The organism is Citrobacter sp. wls708 (assembly GCF_005281255.1).
In the GTDB taxonomy this organism is placed as follows: Bacteria; Pseudomonadota; Gammaproteobacteria; order Enterobacterales; family Enterobacteriaceae; genus Citrobacter; species Citrobacter werkmanii.
In genome coordinates, this window is sequence record NZ_SZXE01000037.1 from 42,575 (window position 1) to 59,249 (window position 16,675).

At 54.1% G+C, this 16,675-nt stretch carries 16 protein-coding genes; 11 read left to right on the top strand and 5 right to left on the bottom strand.

What is annotated here, in order from left to right; translation table 11 throughout:
• Positions 1 to 15 precede the first annotated feature (15 nt).
• On the bottom strand, positions 16 to 756 hold the full coding sequence (gene hemD, locus FDW97_RS20395; RefSeq protein WP_042314019.1) for a uroporphyrinogen-III synthase: 741 nt from the start codon (positions 754 to 756) through the stop codon (positions 16 to 18).
• Positions 753 to 1,694 carry a hydroxymethylbilane synthase gene (hemC, locus tag FDW97_RS20400; protein ID WP_038634520.1) on the bottom strand — a complete coding sequence of 314 codons (942 nt, stop codon included), beginning with the start codon at positions 1,692 to 1,694 and terminating at the stop codon, positions 753 to 755. The genes hemD and hemC overlap by 4 nt, the downstream gene beginning before the upstream one ends.
• A 394-nt stretch (positions 1,695 to 2,088) precedes the next feature.
• Here hemC and cyaA point away from each other — a divergent pair, with 394 nt between their 5' ends.
• The gene (gene cyaA / locus FDW97_RS20405) at positions 2,089 to 4,635 is read left to right on the top strand and encodes a class I adenylate cyclase (RefSeq protein WP_038634518.1); all 2,547 of its coding nucleotides are present in this window, start codon (positions 2,089 to 2,091) and stop codon (positions 4,633 to 4,635) included.
• A 76-nt stretch (positions 4,636 to 4,711) separates the two neighbouring features.
• Here cyaA and cyaY read toward each other — a convergent pair whose 3' ends face one another.
• Positions 4,712 to 5,032 (bottom strand): iron donor protein CyaY, encoded by a 321-nt coding sequence (gene cyaY, locus FDW97_RS20410; protein ID WP_038634515.1) that lies wholly within the window; start codon positions 5,030 to 5,032, stop codon positions 4,712 to 4,714.
• A gap of 138 nt (positions 5,033 to 5,170) precedes the next feature.
• Here cyaY and FDW97_RS20415 point away from each other — a divergent pair, with 138 nt between their 5' ends.
• From FDW97_RS20415 to corA, 8 genes are all read left to right on the top strand, one after another.
• Positions 5,171 to 5,374, top strand: coding sequence for a lipoprotein (locus FDW97_RS20415; RefSeq protein ID WP_032940199.1), 204 nt, complete (start codon positions 5,171 to 5,173; stop codon positions 5,372 to 5,374).
• 48 nt (positions 5,375 to 5,422) lie between these two features.
• Complete coding sequence (dapF, locus tag FDW97_RS20420; protein ID WP_038634512.1) at positions 5,423 to 6,247, top strand: diaminopimelate epimerase; 825 nt, start codon at positions 5,423 to 5,425, stop codon at positions 6,245 to 6,247.
• On the top strand, positions 6,244 to 6,951 hold the full coding sequence (locus tag FDW97_RS20425; RefSeq protein ID WP_085049775.1) for a DUF484 domain-containing protein: 708 nt from the start codon (positions 6,244 to 6,246) through the stop codon (positions 6,949 to 6,951). The genes dapF and FDW97_RS20425 overlap by 4 nt, the downstream gene beginning before the upstream one ends.
• Entirely contained in the window at positions 6,948 to 7,850 is a 903-nt protein-coding gene (gene xerC / locus FDW97_RS20430) for a tyrosine recombinase XerC (RefSeq protein ID WP_085049776.1), read from the top strand. The genes FDW97_RS20425 and xerC overlap by 4 nt, the downstream gene beginning before the upstream one ends.
• Positions 7,850 to 8,566, top strand: a complete 717-nt coding sequence (yigB, locus tag FDW97_RS20435) for a 5-amino-6-(5-phospho-D-ribitylamino)uracil phosphatase YigB (RefSeq protein WP_069325085.1) — start codon at positions 7,850 to 7,852, stop codon at positions 8,564 to 8,566. The genes xerC and yigB overlap by 1 nt, the downstream gene beginning before the upstream one ends.
• 88 nt (positions 8,567 to 8,654) lie before the next feature.
• Positions 8,655 to 10,817, top strand: coding sequence for a DNA helicase II (gene uvrD / locus FDW97_RS20440; RefSeq protein WP_038634502.1), 2,163 nt, complete (start codon positions 8,655 to 8,657; stop codon positions 10,815 to 10,817).
• A gap of 247 nt (positions 10,818 to 11,064) precedes the next feature.
• A complete protein-coding gene (ysgD, locus tag FDW97_RS23540) occupies positions 11,065 to 11,121 on the top strand; it encodes a YsgD/CorL family protein (RefSeq protein ID WP_212723238.1) in 57 nt (18 codons plus the stop codon).
• A gap of 154 nt (positions 11,122 to 11,275) precedes the next feature.
• The gene (gene corA, locus FDW97_RS20445) at positions 11,276 to 12,226 is read left to right on the top strand and encodes a magnesium/cobalt transporter CorA (protein WP_038634499.1); all 951 of its coding nucleotides are present in this window, start codon (positions 11,276 to 11,278) and stop codon (positions 12,224 to 12,226) included.
• A 69-nt stretch (positions 12,227 to 12,295) separates the two neighbouring features.
• On the opposite strand, the gene rarD is transcribed toward corA, so the two are convergent.
• Both rarD and yigI read right to left on the bottom strand, forming a co-directional pair.
• A complete protein-coding gene (gene rarD, locus FDW97_RS20450; RefSeq protein WP_038634496.1) occupies positions 12,296 to 13,192 on the bottom strand; it encodes an EamA family transporter RarD in 897 nt (298 codons plus the stop codon).
• A 51-nt stretch (positions 13,193 to 13,243) separates the two neighbouring features.
• On the bottom strand, positions 13,244 to 13,711 hold the full coding sequence (yigI, locus tag FDW97_RS20455) for an acyl-CoA thioesterase YigI (RefSeq protein ID WP_003017917.1): 468 nt from the start codon (positions 13,709 to 13,711) through the stop codon (positions 13,244 to 13,246).
• Between the two features lie 165 nt (positions 13,712 to 13,876).
• On the opposite strand from yigI, the gene pldA reads away from it, so the two are divergent.
• Together pldA and recQ are read left to right on the top strand one after the other, a co-directional pair.
• A complete protein-coding gene (gene pldA, locus FDW97_RS20460) occupies positions 13,877 to 14,746 on the top strand; it encodes a phospholipase A (protein ID WP_038634493.1) in 870 nt (289 codons plus the stop codon).
• 88 nt (positions 14,747 to 14,834) lie between these two features.
• Positions 14,835 to 16,664 carry an ATP-dependent DNA helicase RecQ gene (gene recQ / locus FDW97_RS20465; RefSeq protein WP_038634489.1) on the top strand — a complete coding sequence of 610 codons (1,830 nt, stop codon included), beginning with the start codon at positions 14,835 to 14,837 and terminating at the stop codon, positions 16,662 to 16,664.
• The last annotated feature ends 11 nt before the right edge of the window (positions 16,665 to 16,675 follow it).

The window sequence follows — 16,675 nt, forward strand, 5'->3', positions numbered from 1 at the left end:
ATCCCATTATGAGAGTTATTGTAATGCGCGTAGTAGCGCATCGTTGTCGGCGTTATCAGCGACCTTAATATCTTGCCAGCCCAGTTCCCGGGCGAGGTGCGCCAGACGCTCACTGACGACCAGCAGCCGACAGCGTAGTAACCAGTGCTCACGATACCACTGCGGAATGAGCGACCAGAGCTGTTGTAACATCTCACCGCTGGTGACCACCACCGTGGTCACGCCGCGAGATTGCCAGCGCATTGCTTCTTCCGCACCATCGTAATTTTTTGCACTGCGTTGATAACATTCACAAAAATCAACATCGGCTCCGCGCGCCGTCAGGGTTTCACCTATCAGTTCCCGACCGCCGTTACCGCGTAAAATAAGCGCGCGTTTTCCCGCAATATTTTGTAATTCAGGTAATTGTAGCAAGACTTCGCTGATTTCCCGATCCAGAGGATAGTGAATATTGCAGCCGCTAACAGTATGCAGCGCCAGCGCCGTTGTACGACCAATGGCAAAATAATGCGGAAGGGAAGGCCAGCTTTTCCCTTGTTGCTGAAGTTCGGCATCGGCAAAGGTGACAGCGTGCTGCGAGAGGGCAAAAACCAGATCGTTATCCGTCAGCGCCGACAGTCGGGAGGCGAGTGTTGCCAGTTCCCGACCCGGGGAAAACTCGATGAGCGGAAAACTCCAGGCCACCTGCCCCAGTGTGCGCAGACGGCTCACTAACTCTTCCCCTGCGGGAGACGGGCGGGTGACCAGAATACTCATGCGGGTGCTTCTCCGTTATAAACTTCAGCCAGAATGGCGCGCGCACCATTCTCCAGGAGCTCTTCTGCCAGAGAGATGCCCATCTGTTCAGCATCCTGCGCGGCGCCGCGACGTTCCCCGCATACCATCTGCGATCCGTCAGGCGCGCCGACCAGCGCGCGTAGCCAAATCTCACCGTTGATGAGTTCGGCATAACTGCCGATAGGCACCTGACATCCCCCTTCGAGGCGAGTGTTCATGGCGCGTTCGGCTGTTACGCGTAGCGCGGTCTCTTCGTGGTTGAGCGGCGCTAACAACGCCTGAGTACGCATATCGTCCAGTCGGCACTCTATGCCGACGGCGCCTTGCCCGACTGCGGGCAGGGAGACTTCCGGCGGCAGTGCGGTACGGACTCGCGACTCAAGCCCTAAACGTTTTAACCCAGCGACCGCCAGAATAATGGCGTCATAATCGCCGTTATCCAATTTGCCGAGACGCGTACCGACGTTGCCGCGCAGCGAACGGATGACGAGATCCGGGCGACGCTTTGCCAACTGGCACTGGCGACGCAAACTGGATGTCCCGACAATACTACCTGCGGGAAGGTCATCCAACGTGTTGTACTTATTTGAGACGAAAGCATCACGCGGATCCTCTCGCTCGCAAATGGTGACCAGTCCAAGACCGTCAGGGAATTCAACCGGCACATCCTTCATGGAATGCACGGCAATATCGGCGCGTTTTTCCAGCAGCGCGACTTCCAGCTCTTTAACAAACAACCCTTTCCCTCCGACCTTTGCCAGCGGGGTATCAAGGATCACATCGCCACGGGTTACCATAGGAACCAGTTCCACGATCAGACCGGGGTGATTTGCCATTAAGGCGTCTTTGACATAATGTGCCTGCCAGAGCGCAAGGGGGCTTTGGCGTGTGGCAATTCTCAAAACATTGTCTAACATGCTTGTTACCGTCATTATCAATCATTGACCATCCTAACATCCTTATCAAAGGGATGTCAGCGTTACGCTCAAACGTAAGTGAGAGGAAAAGCTGCTGCATCATCAGTGGCAGTGAATAATGACGAGAAACCTTCCGACCGTATGAAGGAATTTACACGTAACGAACGGTGCTACACTTGTATGTAGCGCATCTTTCTTTACGGTCAATGAGCAAGGTGTTAAATTGATCACGTTTTAGACCATTTTTTCGGCTGTACCGCACAAAAAAATACGGGCGAAAAACAGGTAACGGTTATTTTTGACATACGGTTTATCCGAATTGATGACGATTATTGTGAGCGCTTGCGCCGCAGCAATCGGCAACATGACGGATAGCAACATCAGGCGATACGTCTTGTACCTCTATATTGAGACTCTGAAACAGAGACTGGATGCCATAAATCAACTGCGTGTGGATCGCGCGCTTGCTGCCATGGGACCTGCTTTCCAGCAGGTATACAGTCTGCTGCCGACATTATTGCACTACCACCACCCTCTGATGCCGGGTTACCTCGATGGTAACGTTCCCAAAGGCATATGCTTTTACACGCCTGATGAAACCCAACGCCACTACCTCAACGAACTCGAACTGTACCGCGGTATGTCACCGCAGGAACCTCCCAAGGGCGAACTGCCGATCACCGGCGTCTACTCAATGGGCAGCACCTCTTCGGTAGGGCAAAGCTGTTCTTCCGACCTCGATATCTGGGTCTGCCACCAATCCTGGCTGGATAGCGAAGAGCGCCAGCTGTTGCAGCGTAAATGTAGCCTGCTCGAAAGCTGGGCCGCTTCGCTGGGCGTGGAAGTCAGTTTCTTCCTGATTGATGAAAACCGTTTCCGTCACAATGAAAGCGGCAGTCTTGGTGGTGAAGACTGTGGCTCGACGCAGCATATCCTGTTGCTTGATGAATTCTATCGCACCGCTGTGCGCCTCGCGGGCAAACGTATTCTGTGGAATATGGTGCCGGGCGACGAAGAAGAGCATTACGACGATTACGTCATGAAGCTCTACGCGCAGGGCGTATTAACGCCAAACGAATGGCTGGATCTCGGCGGACTCAGTTCGCTCTCCGCCGAAGAGTACTTTGGCGCCAGCCTCTGGCAGTTATACAAAAGTATCGATTCCCCGTACAAAGCGGTGCTGAAGACGCTGCTGCTGGAAGCCTACTCCTGGGAATATCCCAATCCTCGCCTGTTGGCGAAAGACATTAAACAGCGCCTGCACGATGGCGAGATCGTCTCTTTTGGTCTCGATCCCTACTGCATGATGCTGGAGCGTGTGACCGAATATCTCACGGCGATCGAAGACCCGACGCGCCTGGATTTAGTGCGTCGATGTTTCTACTTAAAAGTGTGTGAGAAACTGAGCCGCGAGCGCGCCTGCGTGGGCTGGCGTCGTGAAGTATTAAGTCAGTTAGTGCAAGAATGGGGCTGGGACGAAGCCCGTCTGACAATGCTGGATAACCGCGCTAACTGGAAGATTGATCAGGTACGTGAAGCGCATAACGAACTGCTTGATGCGATGATGCAGAGCTATCGTAATCTGATCCGCTTTGCGCGGCGCAATAACCTCAGCGTTAGCGCCAGTCCGCAGGATATCGGCGTGCTGACCCGTAAGCTGTATGCCGCGTTTGAAGCGTTGCCGGGTAAGGTAACGCTGGTGAACCCGCAAATATCTCCGGACCTCTCAGAACCGAACCTGACCTTTATCCATGTGCCGCCGGGCCGCGCCAACCGTTCGGGTTGGTATCTCTACAACCGCGCGCCAAATATGGATTCGATCATCAGCCATCAGCCACTGGAATATAACCGCTACCTTAACAAGCTGGTGGCGTGGGCCTGGTTCAACGGTCTGCTGACATCGCGTACGCATTTGTTTATTAAGGGCAACGGCATTGTCGATTTGCCGAAGCTGCAGGAAATGGTCGCCGATGTATCGCACCACTTCCCGCTGCGCCTGCCGGCACCAACGCCGAAAGCGCTCTACAGCCCGTGCGAAATTCGCCATCTGGCGATTATCGTTAACCTTGAATATGACCCGACGACCGCATTCCGTAATCAGGTGGTGCATTTTGATTTCCGTAAGCTGGACGTCTTCAGCTTTGGCGAAGAGCAAAATTGCCTGGTAGGGAGCGTCGACCTGCTGTACCGCAACTCGTGGAATGAAGTACGTACGCTGCACTTCAACGGCGAGCAGGCGATGATTGAAGCGTTAAAAACGATTCTGGGCAAAATGCACCAGGATGCCGCGCCGCCGGATAGCGTCGAAGTGTTCTGCTACAGCCAGCATCTGCGTGGGTTAATCCGTACCCGCGTGCAGCAACTGGTTTCTGAGTGTATCGAGCTGCGCCTTTCCAGTACCCGCCAGGAAACCGGGCGTTTCAAAGCGCTGCGCGTGTCTGGTCAGACGTGGGGACTGTTCTTCGAGCGTCTGAACGTATCGGTACAGAAACTGGAAAACGCCATCGAATTCTATGGGGCGATTTCACACAACAAACTGCACGGCCTTTCCGTCCAGGTTGAAACGAACCACGTGAAACTCCCGTCGGTGGTGGACGGTTTTGCCAGTGAAGGGATCATTCAGTTCTTTTTCGAAGAAACGGGCGATGAGCAGGGCTTTAATATTTATATACTGGATGAGAGTAACCGTGCGGAGGTGTATCACCACTGCGAGGGAAGCAAAGAAGAGCTGGTACGTGATGTCAGCCGCTTCTATTCATCGTCGCACGATCGCTTTACCTACGGCTCCAGCTTCATCAACTTTAACCTGCCGCAGTTCTATCAGATTGTGAAAACCGACGGACGTGCGCAGGTGATTCCGTTCCGTACCCAGCCGCTCAACCCAGTCCCGCCAGCTAATCAGGATAACGACACGCCGATGTTGCAGCAGTATTTCTCCTGAGGCTTTTCGCCCGGTGGCGGCTACGCCTTACCGGGCCTACTGTAGGCCGGATAAGCAAAGCGTATCCGGCAAAAAATCAACGGAAGCTCACCTCTTCACCCGACTGCTGCGTTGCCGCCTGCTCCAGCAAATCCCAGAACGTTTCGCCGCTACGGTCGCAGATCCACTCGTCGCCTTTCAGGTCAAAGTGGTAGCCGCCTTGTTTGGTTGCCAGCCACACCTGGTGCAGCGGCTCCTGACGGTTAATAATGATTTTGCTGCCGTTTTCGAAGCTGATGGTCAGCACGCCGCCGTTGATCTCACAATCGATATCGCTGTCGCCGTCCCAGTCATCCAGACGCTCCTCAATGGTCATCCACAGGGTGTCGGCAAGGCGATGAAATTCACTGTCGTTCATTTTCTTATCCTGTTTTTCGTGATGACGGCAGTATAACCTGAAACAAAACGCGTTGCAGATTACAGGCTAACTCTTGCTTTTACGCCTTCTCCTGCGATGATAGAAAACAGAAAGCATGAACTTTACAGGCAATCCATAATGAAAAACGTGTTAAAGCCACTCGCTGTCATTTTAACTCTGTTCAGCCTGACGGGCTGTGGGCTAAAAGGCCCGCTCTATTTCCCGCCAGCAGATAAAACCGCGCCGCCTCCGACCAAGAGCGTTCAGCCGCAATCGCAATCCACCACGCCCGAGAAAAACGATCGTGGGATCAGCGACGGCCCTTCTCAGGTGAATTACTGACGGCAGGAATAGATTTACATTTCTGTACCCGCGTGAACGGAGTGAATGATGCAATTCTCTAAAATGCATGGCCTTGGCAACGATTTTATGGTCGTCGACGCGGTAACGCAGAATGTCTTTTTCTCACCAGAGCTGATCCGCCGCCTGTCCGACAGGCATCTCGGCGTTGGGTTTGATCAGTTGCTGGTGGTTGAACCTCCGTATGATCCGGAGCTGGATTTCCACTACCGTATTTTTAATGCCGACGGCAGTGAAGTGTCACAGTGTGGCAATGGCGCCCGTTGTTTTGCTCGCTTTGTTCGCCTGAAAGGGCTGACCAATAAACGTGATATTCGCGTCAGTACCGCGAATGGTCGTATGGTGTTAACCGTAACCGACGACGAACTGGTGCGGGTGAATATGGGGGAACCCAACTTTGAACCTTCGCAGGTTCCGTTTCGCGCCAACAAAGCAGAGAAGACCTATATTATGCGCGCGGCCGAACAGACAATATTGTGCGGCGTGGTTTCAATGGGGAACCCGCACTGCGTGATTCAGGTTGATGATGTTGATACGGCCACGGTGGAAACGCTGGGACCGGTGCTGGAAAGCCACGAACGCTTTCCTGAACGCGCCAACATCGGCTTTATGCAGGTGGTAAAGCGCGAGCATATCCGGCTGCGCGTCTATGAACGCGGGGCGGGTGAAACGCAGGCCTGCGGCAGCGGAGCGTGCGCCGCTGTTGCGGTAGGTATTCAGCAGGGCCTGCTGGCAGAAGAGGTGAGGGTGGAGTTACCTGGCGGTCGACTTGATATCGCCTGGAAAGGTCCGGGTCATCCGCTGTATATGACTGGCCCGGCGGCACATGTCTACGACGGATTTATTCACTTATGAAGCAACCAGGGGAAGAACTACAGGAAACGCTCATGGAGCTCGACGATCGGGCGGTCGTCGATTACCTGCAACGTAATCCTGAGTTTTTTATCCGTAATGCCCGGGCAGTTGAAGCGATGCGCGTCCCACACCCTGTGCGGGGCACGATCTCTTTAGTTGAATGGCATATGGCGCGGGCACGTAATCATATTAATGTGCTTGAAGAGAACATGGCGTTATTGATGGAACAAGCCAACGCCAATGAAAGCCTGTTCTATCGTCTGCTAAATCTGCAAAGTCGCCTGGTGTCGGCCAGCAGTCTTGACGATATGCTGATGCGATTTCATCGCTGGGCGCGTGAGCTGGGGCTGGCCGGCGCGACGGTGCGTCTGTTTCCGGACCGGTGGCGACTTGGCGCGCCATCCAAATTTACGCATCTGGCATTAAGCCGTCAGGCCTTTGAACCGTTGCGTATTCAGCGTCTGGGGCAGTCGCAGCACTATCTTGGGCCACTCAATGGTCCGGAATTACTGGTTATGATGCCGGAGGCGAAAGCGATAGGCTCGGTGGCGATGTCGATGCTGGGGCAAGATGGTTCCCTGGGCGTGATGCTATTCAGCAGCCGTGACGTTAACCATTACCAGCAGGGGCAAGGTACACAATTACTGCAAGAAATCTCGCTGATGTTGCCGGATCTGCTGGAGCGCTGGATTGAACGCGTATGACCGATTCACCCCTTTCTCAGGATGTGACGCGCTTTTTGCGCTATCTGGGCGTTGAGCGCCAGCTTAGCCCGATCACGCTACTCAATTATCAGCGTCAGCTTGATGCCATCATCGCGTTAGCCGGAGAAACCGGTCTGCAAAGCTGGCAACAATGTGACGCTGCAATGGTACGCAGCTTTGCTGTGCGCAGCCGTCGTAAAGGGCTGGGAGCGGCGAGTCTGGCATTGCGTCTCTCCGCATTACGCAGTTTCTTCGACTGGCTGGTTAATCAGGGCGAGCTGAAAGCCAACCCAGCAAAAAGCGTTTCCGCGCCGAAAGCGCCACGCCACTTACCTAAAAATATCGACGTCGATGATGTTAATCGTCTGCTGGATATCGATCTCAACGATCCCCTTGCCGTGCGCGACCGGGCGATGCTGGAAGTGATGTACGGCGCGGGACTGCGTTTATCTGAACTGGTTGGGCTGGATATTAAACATCTCGATCTCGACACCGGCGAAGTGTGGGTGATGGGCAAGGGCAGTAAAGAACGTCGTCTGCCGATCGGCCGCAATGCGGTGGCGTGGATTGAGCACTGGCTGGATCTGCGCGGTTTATTTGGCGGGGATGACGATGCGTTGTTCCTGTCTAAACTGGGCAAGCGCATCTCTGCGCGTAACGTGCAGAAACGCTTTGCGGAATGGGGTATCAAACAGGGGCTGAACAGCCACGTCCATCCCCACAAATTGCGCCACTCTTTTGCGACGCATATGCTGGAGTCGAGCGGCGATCTACGCGGAGTGCAGGAGTTATTGGGTCATGCCAATCTCTCCACTACTCAAATCTATACCCATCTTGATTTTCAACACCTGGCTTCAGTGTACGATGCGGCGCATCCGCGCGCCAAACGGGGGAAATAATGCGTTTTTACCGGCCTTTGGGGCGTATTTCTGCGCTCACCTTTGACCTTGATGACACCCTTTACGATAACCGTCCCGTTATCACACGTACCGAGCAGGAAGCGCTCGCGTTTGTACAGAATTATCATCCGGCGTTGAATTCGCTGCAAAATAGCGACCTGCAGCGCTTACGTCAGGCCGTTCGTGACGCCGAGCCGGAAATCTACCACGACGTTACCCAATGGCGTCACCGCGCCGTAGAGCGCGCTATGCTTGAGGCTGGTCTGTCAGCGGCAGAAGCCTTGATGGGGGCGAATGCGGCGATGATGAATTTCGCCAAATGGCGTAGCCGCATTGATGTTCCGCAGGCGACGCATGACACGCTGAAGGCGCTGGCCCGCAAATGGCCGCTGGTGGCGATCACCAATGGTAACGCGCAGCCGGAACTGTTTGGTCTGGGTGATTATTTTGAGTTTGTGCTGCGCGCAGGTCCCGACGGGCGCTCAAAACCGTTCAGCGACATGTACGCGCTGGCAGCGGAAAAACTGAAAATGCCGGTAGGTGAAATTCTGCATGTGGGTGATGACCTGACGACAGACGTTGCAGGCGCTATTCGTTGTGGTATGCAGGCTTGCTGGATCAAACCGGAAAATGCCGACCTGATGCAAACCGCAGACAGCCGTTTGCTGCCGCATATTGAAATTTCACAGTTGGCATCTCTGACCTCGCTGATATAATCACCAGCAGAACTCTGTATATATACCCAGCTTTTTGGCGGATGGCGCTACGCTTCTCCGCCTTACCTACTTTTACGCGGCGGTGCCAATGGACGTTTCTTACCTGCTCGACAGCCTTAATGATAAACAGCGTGAAGCGGTGGCCGCGCCACGCAGCAACATGCTGGTTCTGGCAGGCGCGGGGAGTGGTAAAACTCGCGTACTGGTGCACCGTATCGCCTGGTTACTGACGGTAGAGAACAACTCGCCGTACTCCATTATGGCGGTGACCTTTACCAACAAAGCGGCGGCGGAAATGCGCCACCGTATTGGTCAGATCATGGGAACCAGCCAGGGCGGAATGTGGGTGGGGACCTTTCACGGCCTGGCGCACCGTCTGTTGCGCGCGCACCATATGGATGCGAATCTGCCGCAGGATTTCCAGATCCTCGACAGCGAGGACCAACTGCGTCTGCTCAAGCGCCTGATCAAAGCGATGAACCTTGACGAAAAGCAGTGGCCGCCGCGTCAGGCAATGTGGTTTATCAACAGCCAGAAAGATGAAGGGCTGCGCCCGCACCATCTGCAAAGCTACGGCAACCCGGTCGAACAGACCTGGCAGAAGGTCTATCAGGCTTATCAGGAAGCCTGCGATCGCGCGGGGCTGGTGGATTTCGCCGAACTGCTGCTGCGCGCCCATGAACTGTGGCTCAACAAGCCGCACATTCTGCAGCACTACCGCGAACGCTTTACCAATATCCTGGTGGACGAATTCCAGGATACCAACAACATTCAGTACGCCTGGATCCGTCTGCTGGCGGGCGACACCGGCAAGGTGATGATCGTGGGCGATGATGACCAGTCGATCTACGGCTGGCGCGGCGCGCAGGTGGAGAACATTCAGCGCTTCCTCAATGATTTCCCGGGCGCAGAAACCATTCGTCTGGAGCAGAACTACCGTTCGACCAACAATATTCTTAGCGCAGCTAACGCCCTGATTGAAAATAACAACGGGCGCCTGGGTAAAAAACTGTGGACCGACGGCGTCGACGGCGAGCCGATCTCACTGTATTGCGCCTTCAACGAACTTGATGAAGCGCGCTTCGTGGTCAATCGCATCAAAACCTGGCAGGACAACGGCGGCGCGCTGGAACAGTGCGCGATTCTGTATCGTAGCAACGCCCAGTCACGCGTGTTGGAAGAAGCCTTACTACAGGCCAGCATGCCGTATCGTATCTATGGCGGTATGCGCTTCTTTGAACGTCAGGAAATTAAAGACGCGCTCTCCTACCTGCGTCTGATCGCTAACCGCAATGACGATGCCGCGTTTGAGCGTGTGGTGAATACGCCAACGCGCGGGATTGGCGATCGTACTTTAGATGTCGTGCGCCAGACTTCCCGTGACCGCCAGCTAACGCTGTGGCAGGCCTGTCGTGAACTGCTGCAGGAAAAAGCCCTGGCCGGTCGCGCCGCCAGCGCCTTACAGCGCTTTATGGAACTGATTGACGCGCTGGCGCAAGAGACCGCTGATATGCCGCTGCACGTGCAGACTGACCGGGTGATTAAAGATTCCGGCCTGCGCATGATGTACGAGCAGGAAAAAGGCGAGAAGGGTCAGACGCGTATCGAAAACTTAGACGAACTGGTGACGGCAACGCGCCAGTTCAGCTACAACGAAGAAGACGAAGACTTAATGCCGCTGCAGGCGTTCCTCTCCCACGCCGCGCTGGAAGCAGGCGAAGGGCAAGCGGATACCTGGCAGGACGCGGTACAACTGATGACCCTGCACTCGGCGAAAGGGCTGGAGTTCCCGCAGGTATTTATTGTGGGTATGGAAGAAGGCATGTTCCCGAGCCAGATGTCGCTGGATGAAGGCGGCCGTCTCGAAGAAGAACGTCGCCTGGCCTATGTTGGCGTCACCCGCGCGATGCAGAAACTGACGCTCACCTACGCCGAAACGCGTCGTTTGTACGGTAAAGAGGTTTACCATCGTCCGTCGCGCTTTATCGGCGAACTGCCGGAAGCGTGCGTTGAAGAGGTGCGTCTGCGCGCCACGGTTAGCCGTCCGGTGAGCCATCAGCGGATGGGCACGCCAATGGCGGAAAACGATACCGGCTACAAACTTGGCCAGCGGGTACGCCACGCGAAGTTCGGCGAGGGCACCATCGTCAACCTCGAAGGTAGCGGTGAGCACAGTCGTTTGCAGGTCGCGTTCCAGGGGCAGGGCATTAAATGGCTGGTGGCGGCTTACGCCAGACTGGAAACGGTGTGATCGCCTGATGTCGTTGCGCTTATCAGATCTACTGACCGGGTAACATTTTGATTTGTAGGCCGGATAAGGCGAAGCCGCCATTCGGCTATCTGCCGGTTAATATTCTGAAATCATAGATAAATAATTCCCCTCTGCTAACCTTTCTGTATAAGGGGAAATTATTACTTTTTCGCCATCCGTTGCGTGTTGACGTCAAAATTTTGCTGGCGTAACATGCGCGCACGATTACGCTAAGAGGACATTCGCCTTGGACACACCCAGTAGATACTGGCTCATTATCCTGTCATCCAGGATCAACTCCTAAGGCTATCCCTTTTTGCTGATAGCCTTCGCGGTTGTCAGCGACCTTCTGTTTTTTCCCGTCGCGCTGAGTCAGGCTGTTTAATGGTCTGAAACCCAATTTGTTTCTGTGTGCCCTCCGAACTGTCCGATAATTTTTTGCATTGGGAGTCCCGGTCATGCTGAGCGCATTTCAACTGGAAAACAATCGTTTAACTCGCCTTGAGGCAGACGAGATCGAGCACCTGGCCAGTTCGGTTTGGGTCGATTTAGTCGAGCCGGATGACGAAGAACGAAACCGTGTGCAAAAGGACTTGGGCCAGAATCTGGCCACGCGCCCTGAACTGGAAGACATCGAAGCATCCGCACGTTTTTTTGAAGACGAGGATGGACTGCACATTCACTCCTTCTTCTTCTATGAAGACGCCGACGATCACGCGGGTAACTCAACCGTCGCATTTACCATTCGCGAAGGCCGCCTGTTTACCCTGCGCGAACGCGAACTGCCGGCGTTTCGTCTGTATCGCATGCGTGCGCGTAACCAGGCGATGGTGGATGGTAACGCCTACGAGCTGCTACTCGATCTGTTCGAAACCAAAATTGAACAGTTGGCGGATGAGATTGAAAACATCTATAGCGACCTGGAAAAACTCAGCCGTGTGATCATGGAAGGGCGTCAGGGCGATGAGTATGACGAAGCGCTTTCCACGCTGGCGGAACAGGAAGATATCGGCTGGAAGGTACGCCTGTGTCTGATGGATACCCAGCGCGCACTGAACTTTCTGGTGCGTAAAGCGCGTCTGCCGGGTGGTCAACTGGAGCAGGCGCGTGAGATCCTGCGCGATATCGAGTCTCTGCTGCCGCATAACGAATCGCTGTTCCAGAAGGTTAACTTCCTGATGCAGGCGGCGATGGGCTTTATCAATATTGAGCAGAACCGCATCATCAAGATCTTCTCGGTGGTCTCGGTGGTATTTCTGCCGCCGACGCTGGTGGCTTCCAGCTACGGCATGAACTTTGAATTCATGCCGGAACTGCACTGGAGCTTCGGTTATCCTGGCGCGATTGTCTTCATGATGCTCGCAGGTCTGGCGCCGTATCTGTACTTTAAACGTAAGAACTGGCTTTAATGGCGGTGTCTTATCAGGCCTACAGATCCCGTAGGCCTGATAAGCGTAGCGCCATCATGCAAAAAGCCTTCACATCCCCATACGCGTTCTGCGTTGCGTATAAATCGCATCCATCACGAAAATCGCCAGCGCCACCCAGATAAAGGCGAACGTCACCATTTTATCCGCTCCCGGTACTTCACCGTAAAAGGTGATCGCCAGCAGGAACATCAACGTGGGTCCGATATACTGGAAGAAACCCAGTGTGGAAAGACGCAGACGTGTCGCTGCGCCGGTAAAGCACAGCAACGGAATGGTGGTCACGATACCGGCGGCAATCAGTAGCAGATTGAGTGACATCGGGTTTTGCCCCATATGGCTGGTTGGGCTATCCGCAATGCCAAACAGGTAGATAGCGGCAACGGGTAAGAGCCACAGGGTTTCAATCAACATGCCGGTTTGCGCTTCAACGGCAATCTTCTTACGCACCAGACCATAAAAAGCAAAGCTGAACGCCAGTCCCAGCGCGATTATCGGCAATGAGCCGAAGGTCCACAGCTGTACCAGTACGCCGCAGGCGGCTAACAGTACCGCCAACCACTGCATGCGACGAAAGCGCTCGCCGAGGAAAAGCATCCCCAGCACGATATTCACTAGCGGGTTAATAAAATAGCCGAGACTGGCTTCCAGCATATGGTGATTATTGACCGCCCAAATGAACAGCAGCCAGTTTCCGCCGATGAGCACCGCAGAGAGCGCCAGCAGGAAGATCTTCTTTGGCGTTTGTAGCAGCGTTTTAACACCCGACCACTGGCGGCTGATGCTCATCAGCACCACCATAAAGAAAAATGACCAGATGACGCGGTGCGTCAGGATCTCATCCGCCGGGACATAGTAAATCAGCTTGAAGTAGGCGGGAGCGATACCCCAAATAAAATAGGCAGCCAGAGCGAGTAACACGCCCTGCCGCGTTTGTTTAGCATCCATTGGGAAAACTCATTGCAGAAATGTAACAGCAGTTTACCTTTTTTTAAGCGCTTACCCCACCATATAAGTGGCGGTTGCGCTGGCGATATAGAGCTGTTCTTCGTTATGCAGTTCCACGCGCGCAACGGCTACTTTATTACCCGCCCGCAGCAGGCTGCTGGTAGCGGTAAAGCGATTCCCTCTCCCCGGGCGCAGGTAATCAACGCGTAAATCGATGGTGCCCATACGTGACATGCGCTGACGCAGTTCGTCCTCACTGATCGTTTCGTGACGGGTCAACGTGCTGCCTACACACACCAGTCCGGCGGCGACGTCGAGTGCTGAGGCGATCACTCCGCCATGCAGAATGCTTTGCGCCCAGTTACCGACCATCATCGGTTGATTATTAAACGCTAATTGCGCAAATTCTTTTTCATAGCGTTCCAGTTCCAGCCCCAGCGCACGGTTAAACGGCATATGATAAACAAACATTTCACCCACTAACTTCAGGGCTTCTTCAGCGGTCAGTACAGCAGACATACGATCTTAATACCTTATTGGTTAATGAAATGTTGATATTATGCTTATTATTTGTTGTTTTCTACTTTAGGACGGGATAACTAACGAGGAACGAGCTAAGTATGTAGAATGCTTGTCAGAAAATTATACAATTCATCAATATTTTGGTTCAGGAGAACATTACCGATGCGGGCGATTCTGGGATGGTTACTACCAGCAGTCATGCTGCCGTTGACCGCGTATGCGCAGGAAGCGACAGTAAAAGAGATTCATGATGCACCAGCAGTTCGGGGCAGTATCATCGCTAATATGCTGCAAGAGCATGACAACCCTTTCACGCTTTACCCTTATGACACCAACTACCTTATCTACACCAATACCAGCGACATGAACAAAGAGGCGATCAGCAGCTATAGCTGGTCGGACAATGCGCGCAAAGATGAGGTGAAGTTTCAGCTAAGCCTGGCGTTTCCCCTTTGGCGAGGAATATTGGGTCCGAACTCGGTTCTTGGCGGTTCCTATACGCAGAAATCCTGGTGGCAGCTTTCGAACAGTGAAGAATCTTCACCGTTTCGCGAAACCAACTACGAGCCGCAGTTGTTCCTTGGTTTCGCCACCGACTATCGCTTTGCCGGGTGGACGCTACGTGATGTCGAAATGGGTTATAACCATGATTCCAACGGGCGCTCCGACCCCACTTCACGTAGCTGGAACCGCCTGTATACCCGCCTGATGGCAGAAAACGGCAACTGGCTGGTGGAAGTAAAGCCGTGGTACGTCATTGGCAGTACCGATGATAACCCCGACATCACCAAATACATGGGCTATTATCAGCTGAAAATGGGGTATCACCTGGGCGACGCCGTTATCAGCGTGAAAGGTCAGTACAACTGGAACACCGGCTACGGCGGCGCAGAGTTAGGGGCAAGCTATCCTATTACGAAGCATGTTCGTCTCTACACCCAGGTCTACAGTGGTTACGGAGAATCGCTGATTGACTACAACTTCAATCAGACCCGTGTTGGCGTGGGTGTAATGCTTAACGATATCTTCTGACAGATATTGAGAGTATTTTAATCATTGCAGTTTCTTTCTCAGGCGCTGAAAATAGCGCCTGTTTTTATTTAAGGTTAATGGGGTTAATGTGGCGCAGGCGGAAGTGTTGAATCTGGAAATGGGCGCTAAACAGGTTTTGCAGGAAACCTTTGGCTACCAACAGTTTCGCCCAGGCCAGGAAGAAATTATCGACACCGTGCTCTCTGGTCGCGACTGCCTGGTCGTTATGCCCACCGGTGGCGGCAAATCCCTGTGCTATCAAATTCCCGCATTATTACTCAACGGACTCACCGTTGTTGTTTCGCCGCTGATTTCCCTGATGAAAGACCAGGTCGATCAACTGCTGGCCAACGGCGTGGCGGCGGCGTGCCTGAACTCCACCCAAAGTCGTGAGCAGCAGCTTGAGGTGATGGCCGGCTGTCGCAGCGGGCAGGTTCGCTTGCTGTATATTGCCCCTGAGCGCCTGATGCTGGATAACTTCCTTGAGCATCTTGGGCACTGGAATCCGGTGCTGCTGGCGGTGGATGAAGCGCACTGTATTTCGCAGTGGGGGCATGACTTCCGCCCTGAATACGCCGCGCTGGGCCAGCTGCGTCAGCGTTTCCCAACGCTGCCGTTTGTGGCGTTAACCGCGACCGCGGATGAAACCACCCGGCTGGATATCGTGCGCCTGCTGGGCCTCAACGATCCGTTAATTCAGATCAGCAGCTTTGATCGGCCGAATATTCGCTACATGCTGATGGAGAAGTTTAAGCCGCTCGATCAACTGATGCGCTATGTGCAAGAACAACGCGGTAAATCCGGCATAATTTACTGTAACAGCCGCGCCAAAGTCGAAGACACCGCTGCGCGCCTGCAAAGCCGCGGCATCAGCGCCGGGGCTTATCATGCCGGGCTGGAAAACAGCGTGCGCGCCGAGGTGCAGGAAAAATTCCAGCGCGATGACCTGCAAATTGTGGTGGCGACCGTAGCGTTCGGCATGGGGATCAACAAACCTAACGTGCGCTTCGTGGTGCATTTTGATATCCCGCGCAACATTGAGTCCTATTATCAGGAAACCGGTCGTGCCGGGCGTGATGGCCTGCCGGCGGAAGCGATGCTGTTTTACGATCCGGCTGATATGGCGTGGCTCCGCCGTTGCCTCGAAGAGAAACCTGCCGGACAACTGCTGGATATCGAACGCCATAAGCTCAATGCGATGGGGGCGTTTGCCGAGGCGCAAACCTGTCGTCGTCTGGTTCTGCTGAATTATTTTGGCGAGGGGCGTCAGGAGCCGTGTGGTAACTGCGATATCTGTCTCGATCCGCCAAAACAGTACGACGGCTTAAACGATGCGCAGATTGCGCTTTCCACGATTGGCCGGGTCAATCAGCGCTTTGGTATGGGATATGTGGTGGAGGTTCTGCGCGGAGCGAATAATCAGCGTATCCGCGAGTTGGGCCACGATAAACTCAAGGTTTATGGCATGGGGCGCGATAAAAGCCATGAACACTGGGTGAGCGTAATTCGCCAGCTTATCCATCTTGGGCTGGTGACGCAAAATATCGCGCAGCATTCCGCACTGCAGATGACCGATGCCGCGCGTCCGGTTCTGCGCGGTGAAGTCCCGTTGCAGCTTGCGGTACCGCGAATCGTGGCGCTGAAACCGCGCGCTATGCAGAAATCCTTCGGCGGCAATTACGATCGCAAACTGTTTGCCAAATTGCGTAAGCTGCGTAAAGCCATTGCCGATGAAGAGAATATCCCGCCGTATGTGGTGTTCAACGACGCCACGTTGATTGAAATGGCCGAGCAGATGCCGGTTTCGCCGAGCGAAATGCTGAGCGTCAACGGCGTGGGAATGCGTAAACTTGAACGTTTTGGCAAAGAGTTTATGGCACTTATTCGCGCCCACGTCGATGGTGACGACGAAGAGTAGTCAGCCAGGCA

What these genes read in the sequence shown, in the direction of transcription:
- uvrD (WP_038634502.1), top strand. Translation starts at nt 8,655, where the DNA reads ATGGACGTTTCTTACCTGCTCGACAGCCTTAATGATAAACAGCGTGAA.
- FDW97_RS20415 (WP_032940199.1), top strand. Translation starts at nt 5,171, where the DNA reads ATGAAAAACGTGTTAAAGCCACTCGCTGTCATTTTAACTCTGTTCAGC.
- yigB (WP_069325085.1), top strand. Translation starts at nt 7,850, where the DNA reads ATGCGTTTTTACCGGCCTTTGGGGCGTATTTCTGCGCTCACCTTTGAC.
- FDW97_RS20425 (WP_085049775.1), top strand. Translation starts at nt 6,244, where the DNA reads ATGAAGCAACCAGGGGAAGAACTACAGGAAACGCTCATGGAGCTCGAC.
- hemD (WP_042314019.1), bottom strand. Translation starts at nt 756, where the DNA reads ATGAGTATTCTGGTCACCCGCCCGTCTCCCGCAGGGGAAGAGTTAGTG.
- yigI (WP_003017917.1), bottom strand. Translation starts at nt 13,711, where the DNA reads ATGTCTGCTGTACTGACCGCTGAAGAAGCCCTGAAGTTAGTGGGTGAA.
- pldA (WP_038634493.1), top strand. Translation starts at nt 13,877, where the DNA reads ATGCGGGCGATTCTGGGATGGTTACTACCAGCAGTCATGCTGCCGTTG.
- cyaY (WP_038634515.1), bottom strand. Translation starts at nt 5,032, where the DNA reads ATGAACGACAGTGAATTTCATCGCCTTGCCGACACCCTGTGGATGACC.
- xerC (WP_085049776.1), top strand. Translation starts at nt 6,948, where the DNA reads ATGACCGATTCACCCCTTTCTCAGGATGTGACGCGCTTTTTGCGCTAT.
- hemC (WP_038634520.1), bottom strand. Translation starts at nt 1,694, where the DNA reads ATGTTAGACAATGTTTTGAGAATTGCCACACGCCAAAGCCCCCTTGCG.
- dapF (WP_038634512.1), top strand. Translation starts at nt 5,423, where the DNA reads ATGCAATTCTCTAAAATGCATGGCCTTGGCAACGATTTTATGGTCGTC.
- rarD (WP_038634496.1), bottom strand. Translation starts at nt 13,192, where the DNA reads ATGGATGCTAAACAAACGCGGCAGGGCGTGTTACTCGCTCTGGCTGCC.
- corA (WP_038634499.1), top strand. Translation starts at nt 11,276, where the DNA reads ATGCTGAGCGCATTTCAACTGGAAAACAATCGTTTAACTCGCCTTGAG.